At 45.7% G+C, this 25,936-nt stretch carries 19 protein-coding genes; 7 read left to right on the top strand and 12 right to left on the bottom strand.

The window, feature by feature from the left end:
* Nucleotides 1–237: 237 nt before the first annotated feature.
* On the top strand, nucleotides 238–1,623 hold the full coding sequence (locus SSED_RS20795) for a DUF1254 domain-containing protein (protein ID WP_012144320.1): 1,386 nt from the start codon (nucleotides 238–240) through the stop codon (nucleotides 1,621–1,623).
* A gap of 531 nt (nucleotides 1,624–2,154) precedes the next feature.
* Here SSED_RS20795 and SSED_RS20790 read toward each other — a convergent pair.
* A complete protein-coding gene (locus SSED_RS20790; RefSeq protein WP_012144319.1) occupies nucleotides 2,155–2,832 on the bottom strand; it encodes a TorF family putative porin in 678 nt (225 codons plus the stop codon).
* 622 nt (nucleotides 2,833–3,454) lie between these two features.
* On the opposite strand from SSED_RS20790, the gene nrfD reads away from it, so the two are divergent.
* From nrfD to SSED_RS20775, 3 genes are read left to right on the top strand one after another with little or no spacing between them, the layout of a single operon-like run.
* On the top strand, nucleotides 3,455–4,351 hold the full coding sequence (gene nrfD / locus SSED_RS20785) for an NrfD/PsrC family molybdoenzyme membrane anchor subunit (RefSeq protein WP_012144318.1): 897 nt from the start codon (nucleotides 3,455–3,457) through the stop codon (nucleotides 4,349–4,351).
* Nucleotides 4,352–4,360: 9 nt separating this feature from the next.
* Nucleotides 4,361–5,077: a sulfate reduction electron transfer complex DsrMKJOP subunit DsrO gene (gene dsrO, locus SSED_RS20780; RefSeq protein WP_012144317.1), complete on the top strand. Its 717-nt coding sequence runs from the start codon at nucleotides 4,361–4,363 to the stop codon at nucleotides 5,075–5,077.
* Nucleotides 5,078–5,081: 4 nt separating this feature from the next.
* Nucleotides 5,082–8,162, top strand: coding sequence for a molybdopterin-dependent oxidoreductase (locus SSED_RS20775; protein ID WP_012144316.1), 3,081 nt, complete (start codon nucleotides 5,082–5,084; stop codon nucleotides 8,160–8,162).
* A gap of 246 nt (nucleotides 8,163–8,408) precedes the next feature.
* Here SSED_RS20775 and SSED_RS20770 read toward each other — a convergent pair whose 3' ends face one another.
* From SSED_RS20770 to SSED_RS20755, 4 genes are all read right to left on the bottom strand, one after another.
* Entirely contained in the window at nucleotides 8,409–9,371 is a 963-nt protein-coding gene (locus SSED_RS20770) for a LysR family transcriptional regulator (protein ID WP_012144315.1), read from the bottom strand.
* A 149-nt stretch (nucleotides 9,372–9,520) separates the two neighbouring features.
* Complete coding sequence (locus tag SSED_RS20765; RefSeq protein WP_012144314.1) at nucleotides 9,521–10,693, bottom strand: site-2 protease family protein; 1,173 nt, start codon at nucleotides 10,691–10,693, stop codon at nucleotides 9,521–9,523.
* A 164-nt stretch (nucleotides 10,694–10,857) separates the two neighbouring features.
* Entirely contained in the window at nucleotides 10,858–12,528 is a 1,671-nt protein-coding gene (locus tag SSED_RS20760; protein WP_012144313.1) for a flagellar assembly protein A, read from the bottom strand.
* Between the two features lie 205 nt (nucleotides 12,529–12,733).
* The gene (locus SSED_RS20755; protein WP_012144312.1) at nucleotides 12,734–13,765 is read right to left on the bottom strand and encodes a methyltransferase; all 1,032 of its coding nucleotides are present in this window, start codon (nucleotides 13,763–13,765) and stop codon (nucleotides 12,734–12,736) included.
* A gap of 441 nt (nucleotides 13,766–14,206) precedes the next feature.
* On the opposite strand from SSED_RS20755, the gene SSED_RS20750 reads away from it, so the two are divergent.
* From SSED_RS20750 to SSED_RS20740, 3 genes are read left to right on the top strand one after another with little or no spacing between them, the layout of a single operon-like run.
* Nucleotides 14,207–14,620, top strand: a complete 414-nt coding sequence (locus SSED_RS20750; RefSeq protein ID WP_012144311.1) for a hypothetical protein — start codon at nucleotides 14,207–14,209, stop codon at nucleotides 14,618–14,620.
* Complete coding sequence (locus SSED_RS20745; protein WP_012144310.1) at nucleotides 14,604–15,785, top strand: hypothetical protein; 1,182 nt, start codon at nucleotides 14,604–14,606, stop codon at nucleotides 15,783–15,785. Before SSED_RS20750 ends, SSED_RS20745 begins: the two co-directional genes overlap by 17 nt.
* Before the next feature lie 4 nt (nucleotides 15,786–15,789).
* Nucleotides 15,790–18,276 carry a putative bifunctional diguanylate cyclase/phosphodiesterase gene (locus tag SSED_RS20740; RefSeq protein WP_012144309.1) on the top strand — a complete coding sequence of 829 codons (2,487 nt, stop codon included), beginning with the start codon at nucleotides 15,790–15,792 and terminating at the stop codon, nucleotides 18,274–18,276.
* 34 nt (nucleotides 18,277–18,310) lie between these two features.
* On the opposite strand, the gene SSED_RS20735 is transcribed toward SSED_RS20740, so the two are convergent.
* The 7 genes from SSED_RS20735 to SSED_RS20705 form a co-directional block, all read right to left on the bottom strand.
* On the bottom strand, nucleotides 18,311–19,684 hold the full coding sequence (locus tag SSED_RS20735; RefSeq protein ID WP_012144308.1) for an alkaline phosphatase: 1,374 nt from the start codon (nucleotides 19,682–19,684) through the stop codon (nucleotides 18,311–18,313).
* A 10-nt stretch (nucleotides 19,685–19,694) separates the two neighbouring features.
* Nucleotides 19,695–20,645 carry a glutathione synthase gene (gshB, locus tag SSED_RS20730; protein ID WP_012144307.1) on the bottom strand — a complete coding sequence of 317 codons (951 nt, stop codon included), beginning with the start codon at nucleotides 20,643–20,645 and terminating at the stop codon, nucleotides 19,695–19,697.
* Nucleotides 20,646–20,715: 70 nt separating this feature from the next.
* Nucleotides 20,716–21,447, bottom strand: coding sequence for a 16S rRNA (uracil(1498)-N(3))-methyltransferase (rsmE, locus tag SSED_RS20725; RefSeq protein WP_012144306.1), 732 nt, complete (start codon nucleotides 21,445–21,447; stop codon nucleotides 20,716–20,718).
* Between the two features lie 7 nt (nucleotides 21,448–21,454).
* A complete protein-coding gene (locus SSED_RS20720; RefSeq protein WP_398355987.1) occupies nucleotides 21,455–22,204 on the bottom strand; it encodes an endonuclease in 750 nt (249 codons plus the stop codon).
* A 228-nt stretch (nucleotides 22,205–22,432) separates the two neighbouring features.
* Complete coding sequence (locus tag SSED_RS20715) at nucleotides 22,433–23,008, bottom strand: SprT family zinc-dependent metalloprotease (protein WP_012144304.1); 576 nt, start codon at nucleotides 23,006–23,008, stop codon at nucleotides 22,433–22,435.
* Between the two features lie 81 nt (nucleotides 23,009–23,089).
* Nucleotides 23,090–24,262, bottom strand: a complete 1,173-nt coding sequence (locus SSED_RS20710) for a PA0049 C-terminal domain-containing protein (protein ID WP_012144303.1) — start codon at nucleotides 24,260–24,262, stop codon at nucleotides 23,090–23,092.
* 645 nt (nucleotides 24,263–24,907) lie between these two features.
* Nucleotides 24,908–25,819: a LysR family transcriptional regulator gene (locus tag SSED_RS20705; protein WP_012144302.1), complete on the bottom strand. Its 912-nt coding sequence runs from the start codon at nucleotides 25,817–25,819 to the stop codon at nucleotides 24,908–24,910.
* Between the last annotated feature and the right edge of the window lie 117 nt (nucleotides 25,820–25,936).

Below are 25,936 nucleotides of genomic sequence, written 5' to 3'. Positions count from 1 at the left end.
GTCTCCAAACATCTTTATTTTAAAATAGAGATTAATAAAGTCTGTCACAATAGCCTGAAAACACCTCAGCTATTTCATCGGATTTAAGTGTCAATGCCCTGCATGTTTATCCGTTTTAAAACATGGGTTTATATGGTGTAATTCGCAGTATTAAGATTCTTGATATTCACTATTTAACATTTTTAAAGCCTTGTCTCATACACTCAGGCCATCGCCATTAACTACGCAAGGCTTACTATGAAGAAACGAATTCTCTATCCACTTATCTGCTCTGCAATGAGTGTATTTAGCACGTCAGCAGTAACGGCAAACACAATTGATCCTGAAGAGGAGCTAGCCTACAACTTAGGTATTCAGGCTTTTATATATGGTGCGGGTCCGTTAACAACCTCACAAGTGAGAAAGACATCCACTACAACATCTGTCCCGCTGAATAATGGCATGGCTCCAATGAATCAGATGGGGAAAACCCTTAAGCTTTCGGGGCCTGAAACCAGAATTGTACCGACCGTCAATAACGATACACTCTATTCTCAGTCACACATCAACCTAAATGAGACTGGGCCATTGGTGATTGAAGTACCAGTGACAGATAACCGTTATTTCATCGTGCAGTTATTGGATAATTATACCGAATCGGTCGAGAATTTAATTACCGAAAATGTCGGCACTCAAGGCGGTAAATTTCTGTTAGTCAATAAAGGATGGCAGGGGGATGTCCCTGAAGATATTGACAGAGTAATTGAATCTAGAACACCTTTCGTCTGGTATATTCAAAGAGTTGGCGTTGCAGGAGAGCGAGACTTAAAAGCGGCGAATAAGGTAAATGCTGGTTTTATTAACTACCCGTTAACTCAGCTAGGCCAGCCTCAAGAGCCTGTACAGCTAAGTCAAGCAACGGGTGGCATCCCTCCGATGACCCGGCCTGAAGGGCTGGATTGGTACAAACTCATTGACCAGGAGCTACGTAATAATCCGATATCATCAGATTCACCCATTGTAGATCAGTTCAAGTACATCAATATTGGACAGGCTCAACCGTTCGATGAGGAGAACCTATCTGAAGCGCAAAAGCGTGGCCTGATGCGCGCATTGAGCTCTGCACAGCAAATAATCTCATATGCAGGTCGTGACTTAGGCGTTAAAAATAACGGCTGGTCGATGATGTATGAAGGGGGTGTATATGAAACAGACTACCTCAGTCGTGCCAGTATTAACTTTAGAGCAGCAGGCCTAAACACCAAAGAGAGAGCCCTGTATCCAAACCGTTATACCGATTCTAATGAGCAACAATTAGATGGTAAGTATGAATACAGAATGACTATGCCTGCAGATGCACCAGCAAAAGCGTTTTGGTCAGTGACCATGTATGATGCGAAAGATCTCTATATGATTGAAAATCCAATTGATCGTTACTCCATTTCAAGCAATCGACCTGACGAACTAGTTTATAACCGGAACGGTACGTTAACCCTGTGCATCCAACATAAGCAACCAACCGAAGCCAACTGTAACTGGTTACCCGCTCCTAAAGACGATTTCTATCTTCACATGCGCTTGTATGAACCAAGTGAAGCAGTATTAAAAAACCAATACCAATTACCTGAAGTCTTTAAGAAGTAGACCGACTTCCCAAAGCGTGACCCCAGGGGAAATGGATTTCTCCCATCTCTATCAATGGAATTATCTACTAATGTGTTGAACATTATATGTACTGTTATTCAGAAGATAGACATGCAGTGCATTTGAGATGTTGTGACGTTCGATTTGTTTGCTTATTATTCCATTACAATGAGAAACGCTTGTTCTTGCAAAGAATTTGCAAAGGTGCTTTTTGTTGTTTTTATTTATTGATATTACTGAGTATTTTCAGAGGTGGTCTTTTCAAAATCCGTTGCTTTCGAGCGTGACGGTTCAAGTCCGTCCTCCGGTACCAATCAAATACTCTTTATTAGAGAAACTCTCGTTTGAGAGATAAGAACCTGCCTTTGAGCAGGTTTTTTTATGCCTGAAATTTGTCTCTATTTTGCTTATAAATAAAAGTAATGGAGCCCATATAAAAGCACTCCATTATCCCTTTCTCTTTCTCTTTATCTGCTTCAACATTGATGCGGGTTTAGCTTCCTTTTAGGCTGGCTAATGCAGAGCTGAAAGTTAGAAGTTATACGCTAATCCAACCATATAGTGGTCATCGTTAAACTCGTGATAGCTGGCTTCCAGCATCAGATCCAGCTGTGACAGCAGCGGGTAGCTGTAACGCAGTGCGACATCGTAGGCAGTGTCAGCCACTTTGCCATTGTCATCAAACTCATAGGCTTCGGCATCGGTAAACAGACCCGCATGTGCTACCAGGCTGCTGCCGTTAAATAGTTGGAATGAGTAATTTAATTCGGTATACCAGGTTTCTACATCCTGATCGTAATTAACCGCCAGATTCATTGCCTGATAATCTACCGATAGTGCATATTCCACAGTGTCGCCGCCATCGCCATAGGTGTACTTCATGGCATTGAAGCCAAAGCCAAGATCGTCAGTGGCCATCAGGTAATAGCCGCCGTAGTAGTCGATCTCGTAATCCTTGACCACAGTATCCGAGTCCTCATAACGATAGGTCTCAAATGAGGTTCCCAAATAAAACCCGCTGTCATGTTCGACCATAAGATCGGCTTGGAGTGATGGTTTATCATCACTGATTGTCTGTCCACGCCAAAGGTAGTTGCTCAATCCCATCATCACTCCAGATGTTGTAAATTGGCTCTCTTCGGCCGCGACAGTCTGACTGGCACTCATGGCCATTGCCATGATACAAGATGATAATAGTAATTTATTCATTATGATTCCTTGTTTAAATCTTATTATTTATTAATAAATTATGTTCTTCGATCTGTTTGGTTTTATTTAACTGTATTGCTGAATGTTTATTGTATGTTTGTTTTACGTTCGGTTTACATTCTACATTTTAAAACTGTTAATAATACTCCTGGTTTTTAAAAGTATCGCCACGCTAACATTTTACTATTTACTTGTGATTGTTGTTTTTATTTTATGTTATTGGGAAATCAATTTTCCGCTTTCGTGAAATAAGTGCTTAGTTCAAATTGGTAGATTTTCCCTGACAACTGCTGGTGTCGTAAGTCTTTGTAAGTGTGGTCGTTTTACCTTGTTGGTACTTATTGCTTATGACGGCTTCTATTTTTTGGTTTTCGGGAAATGTGTTTTGCGGGATATGTGAAATATGGTTTAATTCAAATAAACGCAAGGTTAAATTAGAGTGTGTTTATTGTGTGATCTAAGTGTGGTTTTAAAGTGCGAAATATAAGTATCGTTTATTTAATGTTTTTGGGTTGGTGTGCAATCTTTTTTATTAAAATTACCTTTCTGGAATCGTTGGCTCGTATAAAAATCTCATCAATAAAAATATAAAGAGTAATTAAGTTATGATAAGGAACAATTTATGAATGAAGTTCATTGGGGGCTGTTAGTCGCAGCCTATCTGTTTTTAGCTGGTGCGGGAGCCGGAGCTCTGTTTATCAGTGGTAGTCTCGTGCTGTCAAATAAAATAGAAGATAAACATCACTTAGATACGGCAAAGATAAGTACCATTCTGGGGACACTGTTATTGATTATTGGTACGGGAATGATCGTATTCGATCTAACCTCATTCCAATACGGGATTGCTCATGGGGATATGAGTAAATTCTTCCGTTTCTACCGCCTGTTTATGACGTTCGAGCCAAGCTCCATGATGAGCATAGGTACCTGGCTGCTGACTTTGGCGATTATCTTTGCATTGCTCTTTTGTCTCTCATTCAGAGTGAAAGCTAATCAGCCTGGCTATAGCAGGCCCTTTGCAATGATTAATGTGATCTTGGCTATCTGCGTCGCTTCATATACCGCGCTACTTATCGGTGATATCAGCCATAACCTGGTTTGGTCAAACAGTATTCTGGTCGTGATCTTTTTACTGTCGGCCCTCTCTTGTGGCGCCGCGGTGGTGCTAATGGTCAAAACCCGTCTCAAGATAACAGATACCAATCACTCCTTTGCTAAATCAGATTCTGCACTGTTGGCGCTTGAGTTACTTACCGTGTGTGTGTTCGCCTACTCGATTCGCAACATCAGTATATTCAATGGAGTTGACAACCTGCTTTCTATTTCGAGTGATGCCGGTGCTATTTGGTGGTTAGGTGCCGTTTTAATCGGATTAATTATGCCGTTATTGCTGAACGTAACGTCAATCATCGGCAAGACAGTCGCATCTCATAGCAAAGAGTATCTGTTAGCTGTGTTGATATTAATCGGTGCATTTTGCTTGCGCTATTCGGTTTTACTCGCGGGTCAGTATTATTAGGAGTCTACGATGCTAGATAGAAGAAGAGCCCTCAAACTATTGGCTGGCGGTGCAATTGCTACAACTGGGGTAATGTTTATACCTGCGGGCAGCGCGATTGCAGCCATTCGTCAACAGGGCAAAAAGCGACTGGCCATGGTGATAGATCTTAGCCGATGCAATGGCTGTAAAGCATGCGTCGTCTCCTGTGGTATGGAAAATGGCACCAAACCCGATGAACATCGCACCCAGGTTATTCAAACCAGTGCAGAAATTGGCAATAAACAGTACGCATTCAATCTGCCAATCATGTGTAACAACTGTGAGACCCCCTCATGTGTGTCTGTTTGTCCGACGGGCGCGACATTCAAGCGCGAAGAAGACGGAATCGTCGTGGTGGATTCTACGCTCTGTATAGGGTGTAACTACTGCATTCAGGCGTGCCCATACGGCGGGGTTCGTTTCACTAACTCGACAACCGGTACTGTAGATAAGTGTAACTTTTGCATTCAACGTACCTCCAGAGGCTTGCTGCCTGCGTGTGTCGAGACCTGTACCGGTGGTGCACGTGTCTTCGGTGATATTAACGATGTTAATAGTGAAATATCCAAGCTGCTCAGCCAGAGTAACCCTATGGTGCTGCAGGCGAGCAAACAGACTTCACCGAATGTTTTTTATATTGGCTTGACGCAAGAAGAGAGCAACACCGCGTTCAGTATACATTCTCCTCAATTGTGGCAGAGGTAGCATCATGGATCGTAGAAATTTTTTAAAGGCGGGATCGGTCGCCGCAGTGATGACAGCGGGTACAGCAAGTACCCAAGTTATGAGTTCGGCTAATAGTAAAACAAGTGATGCAGATATTAACAGATATGCGCCCACTTCATTAACGCCAGAGTATCGCTTCGATGCGGACAATAAGATGATTGAAAACCAGGATCAGCGCTTCGCGTTTTCCAAGTGTTACGGTTGCTTTAATGTCTGTGGTGCGCGACTGAGTATCGATAATAAGACCGACAAGGTGTTACGCGCCGTGGGTAACCCCTACACCTTGACCAATAATGCCGGTCAACCCATGACAATGGAAACATCGCCAAAAGATGCCATGTTCCAGCTCTCTGCGGCCAGTGGTCTGAGTCAAAGCAATCGGGCAACCCTTTGTGGTCGTGGTAATGCGGTTCCCGATGCGTTTGATGATAAACACCGAATTACCTCTTGTATGAAACGGGTCGGTAATCGTGGTGAAAACAGGTGGCAAACGATTTCGTATGAACAATTGCTGCAAGAGGTCGTTGATGGAGGCGATCTCTTCGGTGAGGGTCATGTCGAAGGTTTAAAGGCTATTCACGCTAACCCGGCATTAGCCAATCCGGCTTACCCTGATTTTGGTCCGGTAAAAAATCAGTTACTGGTTTCAACGTCATCCGAACAAGGGGCGCGGGCCGATTTCATGCACCGTTTTGTCTCTGATGCCTGGGGAACCCCCAATATCGGTACCAAGGATTCCTACTGCGGTCACCAACAGGTTGCGGGCTGTGCCTTGGGTTGCTTCGACGCTGTCGATGAGATGGCGCTGCCTCAAGTCGATTATGAGGAGTCAAAGTTTGCTATTTTCATCGGCACGAACCCAGGTACCAGTGGTAATGGTTTGAATGTAGGCTCTCGTCGTTTATCCAAGGCGCGTAGCGATCGTACTGATTTTAAATATGTGGTCATCGATCCTATTCTGCGCTCATTGACCTCGGAAACCGATACGACAAATGGTGAGTGGCTACCGATCAAATCCGGTGGCGACACTGCGTTAATGTTCGCTATGCTGCAGTACATCATAAATCATGAGCGGTACCGCAGGCCTTATCTGGAGGCGCCTAGCCAGGCAAGCGCCGATGCCGTTGGTGAGATGAACTACACCAACGCCACCTATCTAGTGGTCAAAGATAAAACACACCCTCTTTATAACCAGTTCCTGACTGCCGAAGCCTGTGGATTAGGCGACGCAGAAGTGAAGATGGTGATAGATAAACAAACCGGCCAACTGGTCACGGGCGATAGTGAGCAGGCGGCGCAGTTATTCTATAAAGAGAGCGTAACCCTGGGTGATGGCTCACAGGTACAGGTTGAAACGGCTTTCTCGCTGCTAAAGCAGCGCGTCAACAGTCACTCCATGCAAGATCTGTCGAAGCGCTGTGAGATCCCGGTCGCCAAGATTGAGGAGCTGGCCAAAGAGTTTACCTCTCATGGTCGCAGTGTCTCTATTGAAACCAATACCGGCTGTAACGCTACCGATGGCGGTCAGTTTGCCTTTGCGATGATTATGCTGGCGACTATGGTCGGCGCGCACAATGCCAAGGGCGGTATGATGCATATGGGCGGCGTGGGCTATGCCAGCATGTATGACATCTATGACGGCCCGCTGTATAACTTGATGGACTTTGAACACACAGAGGTGGTCGGATTTAATGCCGAGCGTTCCGGTGATTATGAACAGAGCCATGAGTATCAGCAGAAAGTGGCGCAAGGGCTGAACCCATATCCGGCAAATGAGGCATGGAACAACACTTTTGTGCAAGATAATAGTGGCGAGTTGCTCGTCGCCCATGCCAATAAAAACCCGTTCAACTTCAAGGCGTGGATCACCTGGTCTACCAACCCAATTTACGGTTGCTCAGGTCTGCAAGATCAGGTTGAAGACTCCATCAAAGATCCTAAGCAGCTGGGCTTGATCATTGCACTCGATCCCTACATCAACGAAACCAATGTTTTTGCGGACTATATCGTTCCGGATACGCTGCAATATGAGGCATGGGCAAACTCACGCATGTGGGGCAGCGAATATATTGGCGATGTGGCTTGTGTGCCAGTTGTCGAGTCCCGGACGGCTAAAACGGCCAATGGTGATCACGTCAATATGGAGCAGTTCATCATCGACGTCAGTAAAGCGATCGGTTTAAAGGGGTTTGGTGATAACGCATTTAAAGATCTGCAGGGTAAGCCGCATTCCCTCAATAGCCCGGCTGACTTCTATGTGCCTCTGTTTGCTAACATCGCCCACACTGGTACGGTGTTACCCACACCGACAGAGGAGGATATTAAGTTCACCAGTGTCGACCGAGCCTTGCCTATGTTTGAGGCGCGTCTGAAGCCGCAAGAGCTTGGGCCTACGGCATACATGTTGACCCGTGGTGGACGTTTTGAACGTGTCGATGAGCGCTATGAGGGTGAGTTCTTCAACGCGGCGATGCGTATGGATACTCAGTTCCAGATCTATAACGAATCATTAGCCAGAGTAAAAGATTCATTTACAGGCGAATGTAATGATGGTCTGCCTGTGTATGATGTTGACCGTTTCTGGGATGGCAGCGCGGTTCGAGAACACTGGAATGAGAAAGACTATCCGTTTAACTTCTCCACTTTTAAGTTGCACCTACGTAGCCCTTATTCAGTCTCTCTGCCTCGCATCACAGCATTAGGAGATACAAACTATATTCAGTTACATCAGGATGATGCAGCTAAATATAACCTGAAATCCGGTGATAAGGCTCAGGTTCTTTCACCTAAGGGCAAATACTTAGAGGGAATAGTTCAGGCGGATAAAACGGTTGCCTTGGGCACTATCGTAGTTGGTATGGGTTATGGCCATACCGCATTCGGTGCCAGTGCCGTAGAGGTGGATGGTACGGTGCGTCCGGGGATCAAAGAGCGCGGTACCGGTATCTGTCCCAATGCGTTCAACGTAGTCGACCCAACCCGTAAGGGAGCGAGTCTTTATCGTGACAGAACCTTCGGTTCGACGGCGAGGCACGGTGTGCCTGTAGGGATCAAGAAGGTATAGAAGTAAGTCATTAAACGATAGGGCCTCCTCATTATCGGTAATGGTAATGAGGTTGGTCTGAATTGAACTTGCTTAGTGAATATTCATGTTTTGTATTAATTGAGGAGTGAGTTGTTGTGCGCTTAGCCGGCGGATAAGTTGTTCCCCCCCATCCTGTCGGTTCTACAACACCTTTTACCCTATATCCTCTATTTGTCCGGTCAAAGGATAAATAGAGGATTTTTTATGAGGTCTGTATCCGGTGGCTTAAGACTTTAACGCCAGATACCACTCATCTCTGATGGTGTTAAACAGTTGCTGCTTCAGCCAGTGGTGAGTCGCTGACTGATTAATTTCGGAGTAAATCAGATAATTTCCTACTCTGCGTCCTACGTTGATCATATCAAGTAGTTGTTCGGTAAGCTCATGAGGTAGGGGACAAGTTTGTATATCTGGAATTAAGTCAAAGTATTCCCGGGTAAATACATTGCAGCTCATCGAAATTGAACCCGTATCGATAATATGACGACTCAGTGCGGCGATATTGTCTGTGGCCCCTGTGATATTAAGGCTCTTTCCCTGTTTTTTTGCTATCTGCTCCAGTAGTGGCGAGCAGAGGTCGTTAAAATTATCCAGCGCAAAATAGCCATACTTGCATAGATTATCGATATTAAGCTCGCCATCGAAAACCGGATGTCCGGCCTTGGCGATTAAAAACAGCTCTTCAGTGGGGGAGAGCATCTCGCTGATGATCTTATGATCTTTAAAGTGTTCGTATACCACGGCAAAATCGATTTCACCGTGTTCGATAGCCCGGCTGCAGTCACTGGACAGGGTTCTTATCTCAAATGTTAAATTTGGAGCCAGTGGTAAAATGAATTCATTGAGGACTTTATTTATCACATAGGTAAATTCGTTGTAGGCATATATCTTAAAGTGACCCTTGGCGGTCAGCGGATTAAATTGGGTATGGTCATGTTTGAGAGTCTGGTAACCATGTAGAAGCTGTTTAACGCAGGGTAAAACCTGTATTGCTTTATCGGTTAATACGAAGCCCTGCGCCCGACGAATAAACAGTACGTCTTTAAAGATGTCCCGTAATATACCCAGGTGCCGGCTTACCGACGAAATACTCATGCCTAATTCGTTGGCGACTAAGCCAGCGTTCAAGTGACGACTCACGGATTCGAATACAATTAAAGAGTGATAGTCCAGCCGTTCAATATTCATTTTTGATACACAATAATTCCTTTGTTATTTATTATCATATGATTTGAATGGCGGCAAACATGGAGTGTCAAATTTGAGCTGTGGCTTGGACTTTAGTGGCTTGGATTTTAGCGAGTAGGGCGTGATGATTCACGCCCATAAGTATGCATTTAGCTCTGCAAGATTTTCAATGGTAAGCCCAGCATATCGTCACCCGAACCTGCCAGGTACCAGATGATTGCTATCAAAGCCCCTACCGTTAGGAAGTACCATAGAGTTGAGAATATCTGCCCATATCTATCTAAAGGTAAGAGGTGGCTCTGGTGACGTGTTTTCCACTCAAAAACGATCTCTAAACTACCAATGAGCAGTAAGAAACCTAATAGCGCTAAGCCCAGAGTATAACTAAGGTATACACCGATAGCGGCTCCCGCGATGCAGGCCCCGAGTCCCAGGATGCTGTTCATGGAGAAGCTGATACTCTTGAGTATATGGCCGCCGTCGAGAGGGAGAATGGGCAGCAGGTTAAATAGGTTTAATAGCGCATTGAATGCGGCGAGTCCGGCAAAAAATACGTTACCGGTTAACCAGTAAGCGACTAATGAGAGCAGTGACATAATTAAACCAAAAGTCGGTCCCATTATCGAGATCACCACATCTTGCCATCGGGTATTGATCTTCTCATCACTGAGGGCTAAGCCTCCCATAAACGGGATGAGGTAGATCCCTTTCGTTTTCATTCCAAAGTGCTTCATCGCACGAATATGACCATATTCATGAAACACCAGACAAGCGATAAGTGCGAGTGCAAACTGGAAAGAAAATAGCCAGGAGTAAGCTGCGATGCTGGCGCCGGCGAGTACCACCTTAATGACTTTGGCACTCTTGAGTAACTTAAAGCCAAGGGACGCCAGTCCGACTAAGCTGAACTGTTTTTTCGTTTGAACTGGCTTTACCGGAACCTGACGTTCGATATCTTTACTGTTTCGGCTCCCTTTTGCGATAACGGACTCATCTTTAATGAGTCGATAATCGATGTTAAAAGGTTGCCACATCAGGTCGATCTCTAAGCTTACCTTAATGCTGGTTGAAGTCACATATTCATCATCCAGAGGCGTTGCTTCAGACTCAGGTGGTGTTTTGTGTTGTTGAACTTGGCTGGTAAGCTCAAAATTGTGGATTCTAAGTCCTTCATTATCGGCACTGGCCTGTTTGACCGATACTAAGGTGTCTCCCCAAAAAAGCTGTTGCCAGCCAGCCATAGAGCCTTCCAGTCTCAGCTCCTTTCCCAAACAATCAATTCTCAGTAGTTCCACAAATAATCTCTTAACTTCAACCGGCATGTGTATTTCTGGTGGAGATTATGCATGGAAAGGTTAGGGGAAGCGAGAGGTGTAACGGTTAGCACTCGACTATATATTATCGGGGGGGAGTTTCTTGTCGCTTTTACAAAGAGAGCCGTAAAGGCCGCGAGGTGGTGCCAGGGCACCACCTCGCGGTAATTTAATTAACTGCGGTTACTGTAATCGAATTTAATCTCTTGGTTTTCATTAGATACGATACAGGTTCCATGTTCACGTTGGGTTCGATTAAAGGCTTGTCCGATATGAAGCTCGACGTTGGCAAAGATATGTTTATGGGCCTCTATGCGGTTATCTTGATAATAACTCTCGACCTCTTGCTTGGTAAGCTCATATTCTAGCTCCTCTCTCTTCCACTCCTCTGTGATGCGGTTCTTCTCCTCAAGCATCATATTCACTTGCTCAACCATCATCTCGTCACCTTGCCATTCACTCTTAGGTGGCAACTTTTTAAGACGAGCTTCAATATCTAGCTTAGCAACGACCATGCTTTTAACCGCTTGATCCAGCTCCTTCATATTGTTTTTTAAGTTACTCTGCTCCATGGCGCAGAATACTTCGGTCTTAGTTCCCGCGGTGGCTCCAATGATCACCGCCTTTAATCCTTTTGCGGCTTCGACTACACCGCCGACGAGATCTCCTCTGCGATTATTCGCATCGCTTACCGTTAGTCTTTGTTTAGTTCGTGTATGGCTGTGCAGTAACTGCTTAGTCACCAAAATTTCGCCCTCGGCATCCAAATCTGAGTATTGGATGAATTGAGCACATATTTGCCCCTTGGCTTTAATCTTAGTGGATAGCTCTCTCTCTTTGAGCTGTCTCCCAATGATCCCTTTACTGACAATCACATCGCCGTCGGCAAACAGGGACGCGGAATCGACAAAGCCGATGACGGTGATATCACCACTACACTTTACAACCATGCCTTCGTGAACATCACCCGTGATTAAGATACTGCCTTTAAACTCGACGTTACCATAACCGACATCGACATCTTTGATATTGAGTACATCGTCAACCTGCATTCCTGTTTTGGTCTCAACGGGTTGTCCCGGGACTGTGGCGAGTAACAGGTTAGGGTTTGATTCTGATAACTCGGTACCTTCCCCGGCTGAAAGGGTGGTATCTTTACCGGGTAGTGGGGCCAGTATTTGACCATGAACGTTATAGCCCTCGGTACCGATAGTGGCAGGAATTTTCTCCATGAGTAGATCGCCGGGCTTTACCATGATGACTGCGCCTAAATTACGCATATCTACAGTGCCGTCTTCATTCTCCTGAGGTTGGAGCAGGCGTTCTCTGGCAAGTGGAACTTTTCTTTCAATGAGTGCGTTGTCACCGTTTAAAGAGGGCTTTCCCGTCGCAATAACGCTACGACAGGTTTTTCCCGGTCCGAGTTGAGATAGCTGCTTGAGAAGTGTTTGAATTTTAACTTTACTGAGTCCCATGCAGACATTGTTTGCCTTCAATGCCTTCAAGATATCCTGAATGCTTACTTCCTCGCCGCCCCAGGCTGCGGTAAGTTGCATCTCTGACTCCATCTTATCTTCGTTTACTTCTATCTCTATTGTTCCATTGCGGCGCTCTGCAATTTTAAAAAACAGTTCGAATTTACCATCGTCCTGACCGCAAAGTTGGTTTATTTCGATAACAGCCTTTAGGATAATGTTCTCTAAAGGGAAAAGCTGCTCAAATTCGGGGAGTGATAGTAGCGCAAGAATAGCTTCCTCGGTTACTGGACCATGGGTATTAGGAGTAATTCTTAATTCGACAAAAACATTGTCAGCACTTAGTTCAACGAGTTCTGGATCCAACATAGTTAATTCCAATGCAGTGAATAATTATTATTTTTTTTCTCTTCTACTACTCGAGTATAACAGGATAAAGTTTGACCTATGAAGTCCTAACTGTCTGAAAATTGAATGGAGTTTGTAAGGTTTGAACTAGAGCATTATTTTTAGATATTTGAGGTAGAGCGGCATCGAAATTTAATGCCGCTATGTTTATTCAGGTTTATTTATGTTAGCTGTTGATTTTGTTCGAATAAACCTTGTACCTGTTGTTTTCGGCAGATACGTTTACCTGCTTAAAGTGCGTCGAAATTGAATCACTATATGGAAGATGTCTATTAGCAACAATATGCCAAACGCCCCCCTTTTTAAGCTTCTGCACACTATCTTTTACAAAATTTTTGGCAATGTCGGTGGTACTTCTCAAGCCATCATGAAATGGAGGGTTAGATATGATGCCATTAAAAAGCCCCTTGGTTTGAGTCAGTCCATCTGAAGGGTAGGTGTCGGCTGTAAAGTTATTGGCTGCTAAGGTGAGCTTGCAAGATTCAATCGCCATTGCATTGATATCGACGCATTCAACTTTTAGCTCAGGTTGTGCTTTGAGTAAGGCTGCCGTTATAACGCCGGCGCCACAACCAAAATCTAACACTCGGCCAGACATCTTAGGCAAGTGAGACAGGAGCAGTTTTGTTCCTTCATCTAAACGTTTTTCACTAAAAACTCCAACGAGATTACAAATTGTGATCTCTCCTTGAGGGGTTTCGAGTTGATAATTTCGCACCCAGTCTGAGAGGTTAATCTGAGGGGCTTTCTCTACGAGTTGACTCACATAGAGTAAGCAGTGCCTGGCACTGTCTTGTTTAAAAGGGCTATCGAAGTAATCGGGTACCTGTTTGACGATAGAGCGAATCCCCCCCTTATTTTCTCCGACAACCAGAAGTTGGCCATTGGGCTTCAGATGAACGCCAGCCAAGTTTAGCAGGTAGGATGCAAGTGCCTTCGCTTTGGGGTAATAGATAATCACCGTATCGAACTGCTCTTCATCGGGCAACATGTGACCAAAGTGAAGTGCTAGGTTTTGCTCGGCATATGGGCTCATAATCAGGTGATGATGATAATCGAGCGATAGCGCCGTGACTTTTTTAGCGCTTTCCAATAATTGTTTGGGTAGCAGATCGCCTTCATAGTTAAGCACTAATACATTTTGACCTGCAAATAGATCGCTATTTCTAAGAATGAGTTGAGATGGATTAGTTAACACAACTGGCCAGGGTCTGAAAATTTGGCCGCCATTATAGCTTAAAAAAAGCCAGATTTATTCGTCTATTATTTCTGAATGGCTTACCCGGTGAGGTGAGCTCCCCTCAATCTTCTTGGCTCATATATATATCAATGAGTTTTGTTGATTGTTTGGGGAAGCCAACTGTCATGAGAAACTTATAACTTATTGTTTTACATCCGATCTAACCTTCATGTTTTTATATGGTAATTCGAAGTTTTGTATTTTTAATCTTCAGTGGCGTCAAAAATAGCCGCAAAAATTTGTCCATAATCGGGCGACATAAGAATTTTTTGCCTAAGCTGTAGATGAGTGAAGTTTAAGAGCCACTCTGATGTCTACAGGCATTATATTAGTTCTATATCTTAAGATTTCGAACTGGATTAGTGTTAAGCGTTTTAGGGATAGTAAGGAGACTGGAGAATGCGCCTGTTGGCTACATGGATGTTAGTATTTTATCTTTTCTGTGCTCATTCGAGTGCGGCTCAGGTCATCGTGAATGATTCGGCCACCGATTTTCCGCTACCTGCACAAGAGCTACGTCTGATTTTTTCTATGCAGAAAGTCTATTGGCCGGACGGACACAAAATCAAAGTATTTATCCTCGCACCCGGTTCAGAGCTACACAAAGAGTTTTGTTTTCAACAGCTCGATATGATGCCGTACATGCTTCAGCGCAGATGGGACCGGCTGGTCTTTTCCGGAACCGGTGAAAGACCCGTTATCTTAAAGTCTGAAGTTGAAATGAGAGAGCAGATATCGAGAACTCCCGGTGCAATCGGTTATGTCAGTAATTCAGTTTCTGTCGCGGGAGGCCTGTATGTTTACAACCGTTAATCGGTACTCATTGCCGTTGTGCTCCCTGCTGTTACTCACCTCATCAGTTGTTACCGCTTCAGAATGGCAATTAAGCGGGTTTATTGGTCAAGGTTTTGTTGCCGGTGAAGATACCCAATTTATCGTTGGAGAGGATAGCAGCACATTTGATATCACCGAAGCCGCATTCGCCGTGTCGTGGAAACCTATAGAGCATGTTCGATTCGCGAGTGCATTGACTTTCAGGCAGTGGGGGACGCTGTCTGAGGCTGATGTCATGTTTGATTACCTGTTTGCCGAGTATAGCCACCAAGTTGGGGAGGGGATGCTGGGTATTCGTGCCGGACGATTTAAAAATGAAACCGGTTTCTACTCCAGCACCCGTGATGTCCCGTTTACGCGTCCGAGTATCATGCTCCCTCAGTCTATTTACAGCGATTATTTCCGTGACGCGCAGCTGCATATCGAGGGGGGAGATCTCTTTGGTATGCATCAGGTGCTCGATGGGGTTGTCGATTGGCACATCTCGGTCGGTCAGGTAAATGTGACCGAAGACTTAGATCGTAATGTGATGGGAAGTACGGATTTTGGTGAGTTTAGTGCAGAGGATTACTACTCCGGGGATATAGAGTTTCAAAATGATTATTTACGCTTAGGTGTGAGTTATTATGATGCTGAGATTAGTTTCGATCCCTTCATACCCGGTTACTATTACCCTGGTGATATCCGGTTAAAAAATTGGGTGTTTTCAGGACAGTTCAGATATGAGCGACTCGAACTAACTGCCGAGTACCTCAAAGGTGACAGAGTGACGAATGGGCTTGTAGCCCCAATAGAAGCTGATGACCTGTACGACCCCAGTGTTGGTTACTATATTGACCTGAGAGCATACCTCCCTAATGAGGTGGAGTTGTTCGTTCGATATGATAAGCATATCGATAACACCGATGATCCGGATGGGACAAATTACGAGGCCGTATACGGTTCACCCGCTTACTTTGGTTATACGAAAGACTGGACTTTCGGTGCTCGCTGGTTTCCAAGCAATGATTGGTTACTCGCGGTTGAATATCATGATGTTGAAGGGGCTTCCTGGGTAACGCCTATTGTCTCTCCGGATCCTCTGACTCAGGCGAAGCATTGGTCTCTGTTTGCTCTGCAACTCTCATATCGCTTCCAGTGGTGAGCCCATGACGGCGCCCGATACTAAGAGTATCTTTATCAGCTTGAAATGGAAGCTGCTTATTGCGGTAATGGTTATGTTGACCATTTTAGGAGGGATCTTAGGTGGCTTTACCTTTCGTCAATTGATCAATCAACAAAGTTATCAACTCGCTTCACAGCAAAATAAACTGGCTCAAAACCTCCAAAGTTCGATCTCATTAACGGTAGATCAGTCTCTGCTGGCGGCTCAACAGATAGCCTTAATGGTTAACGACGGAGACCGTGATGGTGCAAAGTTTGATGTGGGTAAGTATCAGGAGATGCTGGATAAGCGTTGGCCTGATATTCAACTGTACTGGGAGTTAAGGACTATTCACCTGATGTCACTATCCGGGGAGGTGCTGGCACATGCCGGCAATCGGGTCGATATCGAAGATAGGCAATGGTTCGAGAGCAGCTCGGTGAGTATCGAACCACATTGGCGCATCGTGTGTCATCGTGAATGTGTGATTCAAGTCTTGGTCCCCAATTTACTGCAAGGAGAGCCCCACCTTCTGTTTTTAGAGTCAGGGTTGACCGATATCCTGGCTCGATTTCGGGTAAACGGCTCGTTTGAGTTAGCCGTACTCGGTCCCAGAATCGTGCATCCGGTAGGCCGTAACTATTGGGCCAGAGAGCTATATAGCATAAGCAATAAACGTACTAGTTTGCCTAGCTTGCAAAAAATTGCCGATAATTTTAGTTGGGATCAGATTGCCACCAAGGGAGGGATATATGAAGTTAATGGAGAATATTCGGCTATCTGGATCTTCCCTCTGGCTGAAGAGGCTAACTCTCCCGCAATCTTAGTGATCAACAACATCAGTGATTGGCAGGCAATACTCAATGAGTTTCAGGAGAGCATGCTGGGAACGCTTCTGTTTGCCCTTGTGTTATCCGGCTGTCTCGTCATTCTCGTCGCTTGGGCGCCCGTGGTGAGTTTGAGCCGGCATGCCAACCTACTCCCTCTACTTGCAGAGCATGATTTTGAAACCTTAAAAAAGTTATCGCCGAAATCATCATCGCTAATCGTCGATGAAGTAGACCTTATCAATACGGCGACTCATCAACTTGCGGAAAGGCTGCAAAACTTGGAGTTGGAGGTCGATGAGTATACTTGCGAACTCAAGCGGTTAGCCATGCTCGACACGCTGACGGGGCTACCGAATAAAGCGATGTTGATGCATGAGCTCAAAAAGACCATCGCTTGTGTGGGACGTATTCATGATCAAGTTGCCTTAATGTATCTGGATCTCGATGAGTTCAAGCGTATCAATGACACCTTAGGTCATACCCAAGGTGATGAGCTGTTGAAGATAGTGGCAACCCGATTAAATAATAGTGTCCGGGCTATGGATACGGTATTCAGGCAAGGTGGAGACGAGTTTCTTATTTTACTGCGAGGGATCCGATCTGATCAGGATGTACGTAAAGTGATCCACAAAATTTTTGCCTCGCTACAGCAGCCTGTCGTTCTCGGGAATCATAAGTTGATCGTGACTACCAGTATCGGTGTTGCCTATTGTAAAAGCATGAATGTCAGGGCCGAAGAGCTAATTAAATATGCCGATTTAGCCATGTACCAGGCGAAGGATGCGGGCAGGAGTAACTATCGGGTCTTTACCGAAGAGATGTTGCATAAAGCTAATAACCGCTTAATGATCGAGCAAGATATAGGGGCCGCCATTGCAGAGAAGCAACTCTCTTTGTTCTTGCAACCTATCGTCGCCTTACCCGATAGTAAACTAAAAGGCTTCGAGGCATTGATACGATGGTTTCATCCTGAACTGGGACTTATTATGCCGGGAGATTTTATTCCCGATATTGAACACAGTGAGGCGATAATTCGGGTAGGAAATTATGTATTGGAAGAGGCGGGGGCAATCTTATCTCGATTAAGAAAGCAGGGGTGGGAAGATCTGTATATGGCGGTCAATCTATCGGCTAAACATTATATGGATCCCGGCTTGATCCCTCTCGTTCAGCATATTTTGTCTAAATATGATCTTCCTCCTGAAAGCCTATTATTGGAGGTGACGGAGGAAAGCGTGATTGAACAGGTTGATCTGGCGCTGTCTGCAATGAAGTCTCTCAAGCGTTTGGGAGTCAGGATAGCGATTGATGATTTTGGTACAGGATACTCCTCCTTAAGCTATCTTAAACAGTTGCCTTTCGATGTCCTCAAGATAGACAGATGCTTCACTGCCGGGGTACTCGAGGGGGGAGCCGATACACATATTGTGACTACGGTTATTGATTTAGCCCATAACTTAGGACGAACGGTGGTCGCAGAAGGCATAGAGACCCCTCAGCAATGTGATTTCTTAGCCGACGCCAAGTGTGAACTCGCTCAAGGGTACCTTTTCTCGAAGCCTTTGGAAGAGGAAAAGGTGTTTGGAATATTAAATCAGATAGACCGGGATCGAGTCTGGCCGGTAGAGACCGCTCCCCAACTGGGTAAGTTGGGGAGCTGAGCTTGTCGCTGAAACCTTGGAGTTTCGAGATAGCTTATTTGTTGCTTTGCACCTGCGTCGTTGTAGCTGGACTCTTAGCTTTCTTAGGAAGCAAGCTCATTATCTTTAACGCAATATCTGTATTGTCCTGATAACCGCTAAAGAGTTTAGATGCCGGACCCGATGCAAACACCTGTACATCCATTCCCGTATGACCACCCGTTGTCCAGCCTGTATTTGAGCGATTATCGATAAGCTTCTTGATAGCCGTTACCATCACATCTTGACCCTGCATGCGTGCACGTGACAGTTGTGTGAGCTCATCAATGCTGAGTTCAAATGTCAGCTTAGAGATAACCTCATCTTGCCAGTTCTCACTGCTAATTGCGTTTGCGGCAATGCTTGCCGGGCTCGATTTTACTGCTCTGATAATGTCTGTCTTCCAGCTGTACTCACCATTGGCGCCGATGCTCAGGCCTCCGGTGTTGTGATCGGCAGTAGCTATCATCAAGGTATCATTGTTTTGTCGAACGTACTGTTCAACGACCTCTAACGCATTGGCGAATTCGTCCATCTCGGCCATTGCGGTTGCTATATCATTATTGTGTCCGGCCCAATCGATTAAGCTGCCCTCGACCAATAATACGAAGCCCTTTTCATTCTGAGAAAGTAATTCCAGTGCCTTGGCCGTCATCTTACTGAGTTTGTGGGCACCAACTTCATCGATGGCCCAAGGCAGTTGCACTTCGGCAAACAGGCCAATTACCTTGGGCTCAGTGACAGAATCCAATTGAGAGAAATCTGACAGGTACCGGTAACCCTTAGCCTCAAATTGGCTGATAAGTTCAGCCGGGAAGAACTTTTGTCCCCCGCCTAACATGACATCCGCATCTGTATTTAAGTAGCTGTTGGCTATCTCATCATAATTTTTGCGGCTCTCATTATGGGTAAGAAACGCAGCGGGAGTGGCATGATTTATCTGAGAAGTCACCGCGACTCCGGTAGACAGCCCCTGTTTTTTCGCCATCTCCATGATAGTGGGCAGGGTTTGTTTGTCGGTATCGACCGATATCGCCCCATTGTAAGATTTTACTCCCGTCGCTAAGGCTGTCGCAGATGCCGCAGAGTCTGTCACGTAACCGCTGACGCGGGCCGGATAAGTGCTGGCCGTTCCGACTAGGAGTCGATCGAATACCGTCTGCTCAATCTCTTGTGTTTCAGGGTTGTCTTTATAGTATCTATACGCACTGGTGTAGGCTGGCCCCATACCGTCACCAATTAAGATCACGATATTTTTAGGGACGCTGGGAGCGTCGCCCATCATGGGATGAATTGGGGTATCGGCATACACAAAAGCCGACACCGTGGTGGTGAACAATACCGCCACGGTGAGTAGAGAACGTTTTAAACTGAATAATGTAGGTCTCATTAATCTGGTCCTAACTTGCTTTTAATCTTGCTTCGATCGAGTCCATCAACATACCTGTGATATCGACATCGAAGGCGGCTTCGATCTCTTTGATACAGGTTGGGCTGGTCACATTTATCTCGGTGAGTTTGTCACCAATAACATCTAATCCTACGAAGATGAGGCCACGTTTCTTCAATTCTGGTCCTATAGCTCGGGCTATGGCCCAATCACTCTCGGATAGTGGTTGAGCAACGCCTCTGCCGCCAGCGGCCAGGTTGCCTCGGGTCTCGCCTTTTTGAGGGATGCGTGCAAGAGAGTAAGGAACCGGTTCGCCGTCGACGACCAAAATTCGCTTATCGCCAGAGGTGATATCCGGAATGAATGCCTGAGCCATCGCATAGCGCTGGCCGTACTCGGTCAAGGTTTCGATGATCACGCCCACATTGGGATCGCCGGCCTTAATTCTGAAAATCAGTGTGCCGCCCATTCCATCCAGTGGTTTGAGGATGATATCGCCTTTTTGCTTATAGAATTCACGGATGCGATTTGCATCGCGGGTGACCATAGTCTCAGGAGTGAATTCAGAGAACCAGGCGGTGAAAAGCTTCTCGTTGGCATCGCGCAGACTCTGAGGCTTATTGACAATAAGCACTCCCTCCTCTTCGGCTCTTTCAAGCATATAGGTCGCGTAGATAAACTCAGTATCGAACGGTGGGTCCTTACGCATCAAGACGACATCGAGAGCCGAAAGTGGGGTATCGACGGGCTCGCCTAATTCGAACCAATTATCGGGATCTTGCTTTACCGACAGCTCACGCATGTTTGCCATTGCCTCACCATTGACCATGGCAAGGTCTTGCATCTCCATGTAGAAGAGTTGGTAGCCACGGCTTTGAGCGGCCAATAACATGGCGAAACTTGAGTCTTTCTTGATGTTGATATCGCTGATGGGATCCATCACTATGCCGAGCTTGATCATGAAGTCATTTCCTTGTTTACCGTCTATGCTGGACAGTATCTATTTGGGGTGGGTTCCGGGGATGGTGCGCTTAACCCAGATCACCAAATTTCAGTTGCAGTGCACTTATTGCCGTTAAGGCTGCCGTTTCGGTTCTCAAAACCCGGGGGCCTAATAATACATCGGTAAAGGCATGTTGTTCTGTCATCAATATTTCGGTTTCAGACAGGCCACCTTCGGGCCCGATCAACAGCCTGACTCTTGGCTCAGGAAGGGTTAATCCACCAATACCGTGTGCCGCTCTCGGGTGTAAGTTTAATTTAAGAGAGTCTGTCTGTTCTGCGCTCCAGGCCTCTAAAGACATCGCGGGTCTTACTTGAGGAACAAGACTACGACCCGACTGCTCACAGGCCCCAATAACGATCTTTTGCCATTGATGAATTTTCTTTTCCAATCGTTCGCCCGATAGCTTTACGCCACAGCGTTCAGAAAAAAGTGGCGTAATGGTATTCACTCCCAGCTCTACAGACTTCTGAATGGTAAAGTCCATACGATCGCCACGTGAGATCACCTGACCTAAATGCAGGTGTAGCGGAGACTCGCTTTCATTAGCTACAGATGAAAGGATGGTGACTTGAACATTTTTCTTACTGGCGGACTCTATCTGCGCAAGGTATTCGTTACCGTCACCATTAAACAGGCTCACCTGTTCACCGCTGGACATGCGCAGTACACGACCAACATGAGAGGCCGCTTCATCATCGAGCGCAACTGACATACCTACCGTGAAGGTGGATGCTTGGTATATTCTTGGGATTCTCATCTATTTCCTACTCCGCAACCCGCAGTTCTTTGGCTATTGCGTCACATTGGTTTTTAACAAAAGGGTTATGGTTTCCCTGAGTCATGGCTATGGCGTTGTCTCTTTTGCATTCGATAGTATCAACTGGATAAGTTTTATCCCATGCTTTGAACAGTTTTAATTGGCTTTTGGCTATTCTGAAACCGTATCTCTTTTGCATATAGAGGTAAGTGCGGGCAATTTTGCCTCGCGTATAGCCGGGTGGTTCAGCCTTTCTCGATTTGAAGTCGATAACCATATCACATTGACCATATTGATCTGCCTGGCCATTCCATTGGCTAAACCTGTAGTTGCTCCGGTCGCCATTGACTTCGCCGATGGCGGGCACCAGGTTATGCAGATCCGACTCCATTTTTCTGAACAGTTTATCATTCTTACCACAGTTTTTACGACCACCTTGCTGCCAGCATTGCCGTTGGTGCCCAAGTTCCCATGCCGGTACTATGTGCTCCCACTCGATCCGCGCTGCGCGCTTTTGCTGCTTTCTCACCTGATAGCCACAACGGGAGAAATCGGTCTGCCACTTCTTGCCTGAGATCTTGATATCGCAACCACAATAGAAGCTGGTGGCAGGGAGAGAGTTAACATAGATCTCTTTTGCCAGTCTCTTGGCTTGGCTGAAACTGCTTGGGTGAGAAGGTGAAGCGGTTGAGGGTGTGGAAAATAGTAGAGTCAGCCCTAAGCCAAATAGAAAGGCTGAGCCAAATTTATCAAACAATTTCAATTATCTTTCCCTAAATGGCGCCATATACCGATGGGTCTGAATGGCGCCAAATTATTAAGCGCTAAGCGCTGTTTTATCATATTGATGGCAGTGTTCTGCTCTTGGGCGGGATTTTACGGGATGAAAGGGAGTCGAAGCAAGGTGACAGTGGAAGAATATTGTGATGCTGTCATCTGCACCGGCATTCAGTGTTCAAATCAGCTCTATTTGTCAGCTGTACAGCTAAGCTGCCCTGGTTAACTCTCTCTTACATCGCCTGCATCTATATTGAGTCTCGCCCCGTATGACCTTGTTATGACGTCTGATACTGAGTTTTACGGGTCCGCATCCACAGTGATAATCGAATCTTTGTCCGTCGACCGATTGAGTATCCAAACTATGGGTCGTACTTGGCTGAACTCCAAAGACACCGACCATCAGGGACTGCCACTCTTTGCCATGGGGTTTTACCTTGCCATAGAGCCGATAGGCGAGCAGATGGCAGATCTCGTGTGGGATCACCTCTTTAAGAAAGGCATCACTGTTTTCAGCGAGCAGTACCGGGTTAAACCTGAGTTTATTGAGCTGCAGGTGAGCCGTTCCGGCGCTTCTTCCTCTTAGCTTGAAGTTGATTTCCGGACGTGGAAAATGAAGATTCAGATGCTTTTCGGCTATTTGATAGCACTCCAGCACCTGCTGAGCGACACGAGTGTGAAGTTCAGCATCAAATTCATAGCAGGCAGGTGTATGCGGCTTGAGAGTCGAAACGCTATCGGGAGACGGATCGGTACTCGTCACAGATTTGAATAACTTAAACATCGATTCTCTATACAGATGGGGTGCTCAGCAACCTGCCGAGCCCCAAAGGCGTGTTAACACCAGACTATTGGACCAGAGGCATTATAGAGCAGCGGCGCCTGCTATGACCATAGCTTTAACCTGCGCCATGATCTCGGCTTCAACTTTCGGGTCGTGGCCTGAAACTCTGGGGGTATGTATGTGTCCGACTGCAATACTGCTATTAAACTGTTGCCCCAGCAGTACCGCACGGTAAGATATTTCATTGGAAAGGTAGCCTCCACCTGAGCCTTCAACCGAAGTTTCGCTTTGAAGTTCAGATAGCGTTGAAGCGGTAAACTCACCTTTAGCAACCGAAGTAACCTTATGGTTATCATTTACTTTCCAATTACCACTTACCGATTGCATCGCCGCCACAGGGAGAGAGAACTCGACAAATTCCGGGCCGTTTAATGTTTTACGATTAAACAAAGGTGCCATTGGCTTTTGCTTATTTGCACCTGTGAGCAGGTTCAAATTATCGGGAGCGGCAGCACTTCGGTTTCGACCCGGGAAGCGCTCCAGATCGAAATCATCACGGCCCATGCTGACAGTAATAATCATATCTACACTGTTTTCACGGTAAACAGGAGTCAGTAGTGACTCTATTATTCCCTCATCAAAATCGGCAAAACGAACGGGTATCATCACAGTTTCAATCTGTGCTTTCTTGCCGTTAGCGGAAAATTCAAAACCATCTAAGGACAAGGCAACTAAGCCCGAGGGGTTACTCTGGCCGACATTACGATCGAGGAAGAAGGGATCGAAACCTGTTAGCAGTATCTTTACCTCGGTGTCATTCGAGAATTGCACATTGCTAAAGCCTCTGGAAGATTTTTCAACGGCGCTCAGTAAAACCTCTTGCTGCCAGGAGGCCATGTTAAATGCGGGGCGACTGCGCTTCAATTGACGCTGCATGGCGAGGCGACTCCAGTAGAGCGGCCTGTCATCGATACTGCCTGATTGTATGTCTCTAACGGCTTGTTGCCATAACCTTTCACCCTGACGTGCGACCATCTTGGTCATTTCAAGCTCGTCTGTTTGCTGCTGGTATTTATTGTCCAGGCTCTCAACTAAGGCCTGATAGCGAGTGACAACATCGGGTATCGTCTGGTTTGCTGCTTCGAGTCTCAGCTCTTCAATATTCAGGGGGGTCATAGCATCAGGGGTGGCTGAACAGGCGATGCTAAAGGCCAGAGCGCCTACAGCTGCAATCGCCATCACGGATTTAGTCATGACTTCATTCCTTTCTATGGAGCGTAATTATTGTTAGTTGAGATGTCTGGTTTCGGTACTGAGTATTAGCGCCATGGATTTGGCGTGTAATAGGTTCGCTACCAGCTATTATTACATGAGTTTATTATAGCAGTATGCACGACTGGTATATGCAAATAAAGCACTGGAAAATTAGGGGTAATTTGTTCATTTTAGAAAGGGGAGGTAGCCGGGATAATTATTCTGACGAAGAGAAAAGATAAAAGGAAAATAGAGTAAGGAGGTGATGTTTAACATCACCTGAATTCGCTCATCAGCGAAACCTTAGTTAGTTTCACTCTTTTCAGGTGTATGCTGCTGTACAGCTGATGTTTCCTCTTGCTTAGACTCTTCAGCTTTTTTCTCTGTATCTTGACCACCACAGGCGCCGCAACAACTCATAATTCTATCCTCAATCAACAAATGAACAATTTCGAGGGGGATAGTACCCGAGTAAATTACTCGGGTATATGATCGAGGTCAGGTTTTATCGACATGGATCACAAATTTTGTGTAATACCAATTTACGTTGAAAAGTGCTCATTCAAAGCCTTTCAGATTTTTCAATTCAAGGCGCCTTGTTGAACTAATGGTTATTCCCTTAGAAAACAGCGCTGGTATAAAAGGTTACACCATTAAAGATTGCAGTGATTCATGACTGCTGAAACGTTTGGTGAAGAAGTCCAGAAAGACGCTGATATTGGTGGCGAGTTGTCGTCTGCTCGAATAGACACCATAGACCTTAAATGCTTCTATCGGCCACTCCTGCAGAATAGGTACGAGTGCACCACTGGCAAGTTCATTTTTACACACCGAATTAGATAACATGGCGATGCCAAAGTCATCCTGAACCAGCTGCTTGACCATGACGGCGCTATTCACTCTGACTTTACGCTTAAAGTTAACCATGGTTTTTCTGGCGCCTTTACCCAGCGGCCATATTGGTGCCGAGCGGGAGGTGCCAAGCAATATACCGCTATGATTCATAAGATCTTGCGGGGTCGCGGGTGTACCGTTATTTTTCAGATAGCCGGGACTGGCGACTAAGATTGGCTGACGCTCGAAGAGTAAACGCGCAACCAGGTCGGAGGATTGCAGTGGGCCATACTTGATGGCGATATCATAGCCTTCGCCGACAAGGCCAACTTCACTGTCGGTAAATTGCACATCGAGCTCAACATTAGGATAGAGACGCATGAAACTGCTGCAGAGGTTAGCGATGATCTCCTGACTAAAAGAGACGGGGATGGCTATACGCAGTGAGCCGGATACATCATTATGGGTGTTTTCGATTGTCGCCTTAGCCGCTTCAATCTCATCGCTTATACTGGTGCAGTGCTGATAAAAAAGCGCACCAACCTGAGTGAGGCTCAAATTTCGAGTATCACGTTGTAATAGCCGTACGCCAAGTTGCTCTTCGAGCTGAGCGACTTTACGACTTATGGTTGATTTTGGCATGCCTATTTCGCGGGCGGCTTGCGAGAACCCTTTGGCTCTAACAACCGCTGCAAACAGCATCATACCATTCAGATCAGGCATGTTTTTATCACTGTCTCAAAAATGGAACAAAGCGTCTAGTGCAGTTTAATGGTATTTGACACTATAACAAAGTTATATTTACTGGCTAAAAAATTCTAGAGGCTAAGCAGAGGATCA

Source organism: Shewanella sediminis HAW-EB3 (assembly GCF_000018025.1).
GTDB classification, from domain to species: Bacteria; Pseudomonadota; Gammaproteobacteria; order Enterobacterales; family Shewanellaceae; genus Shewanella; species Shewanella sediminis.
This window is presented reverse-complemented; position numbering and strand designations above follow the sequence as displayed.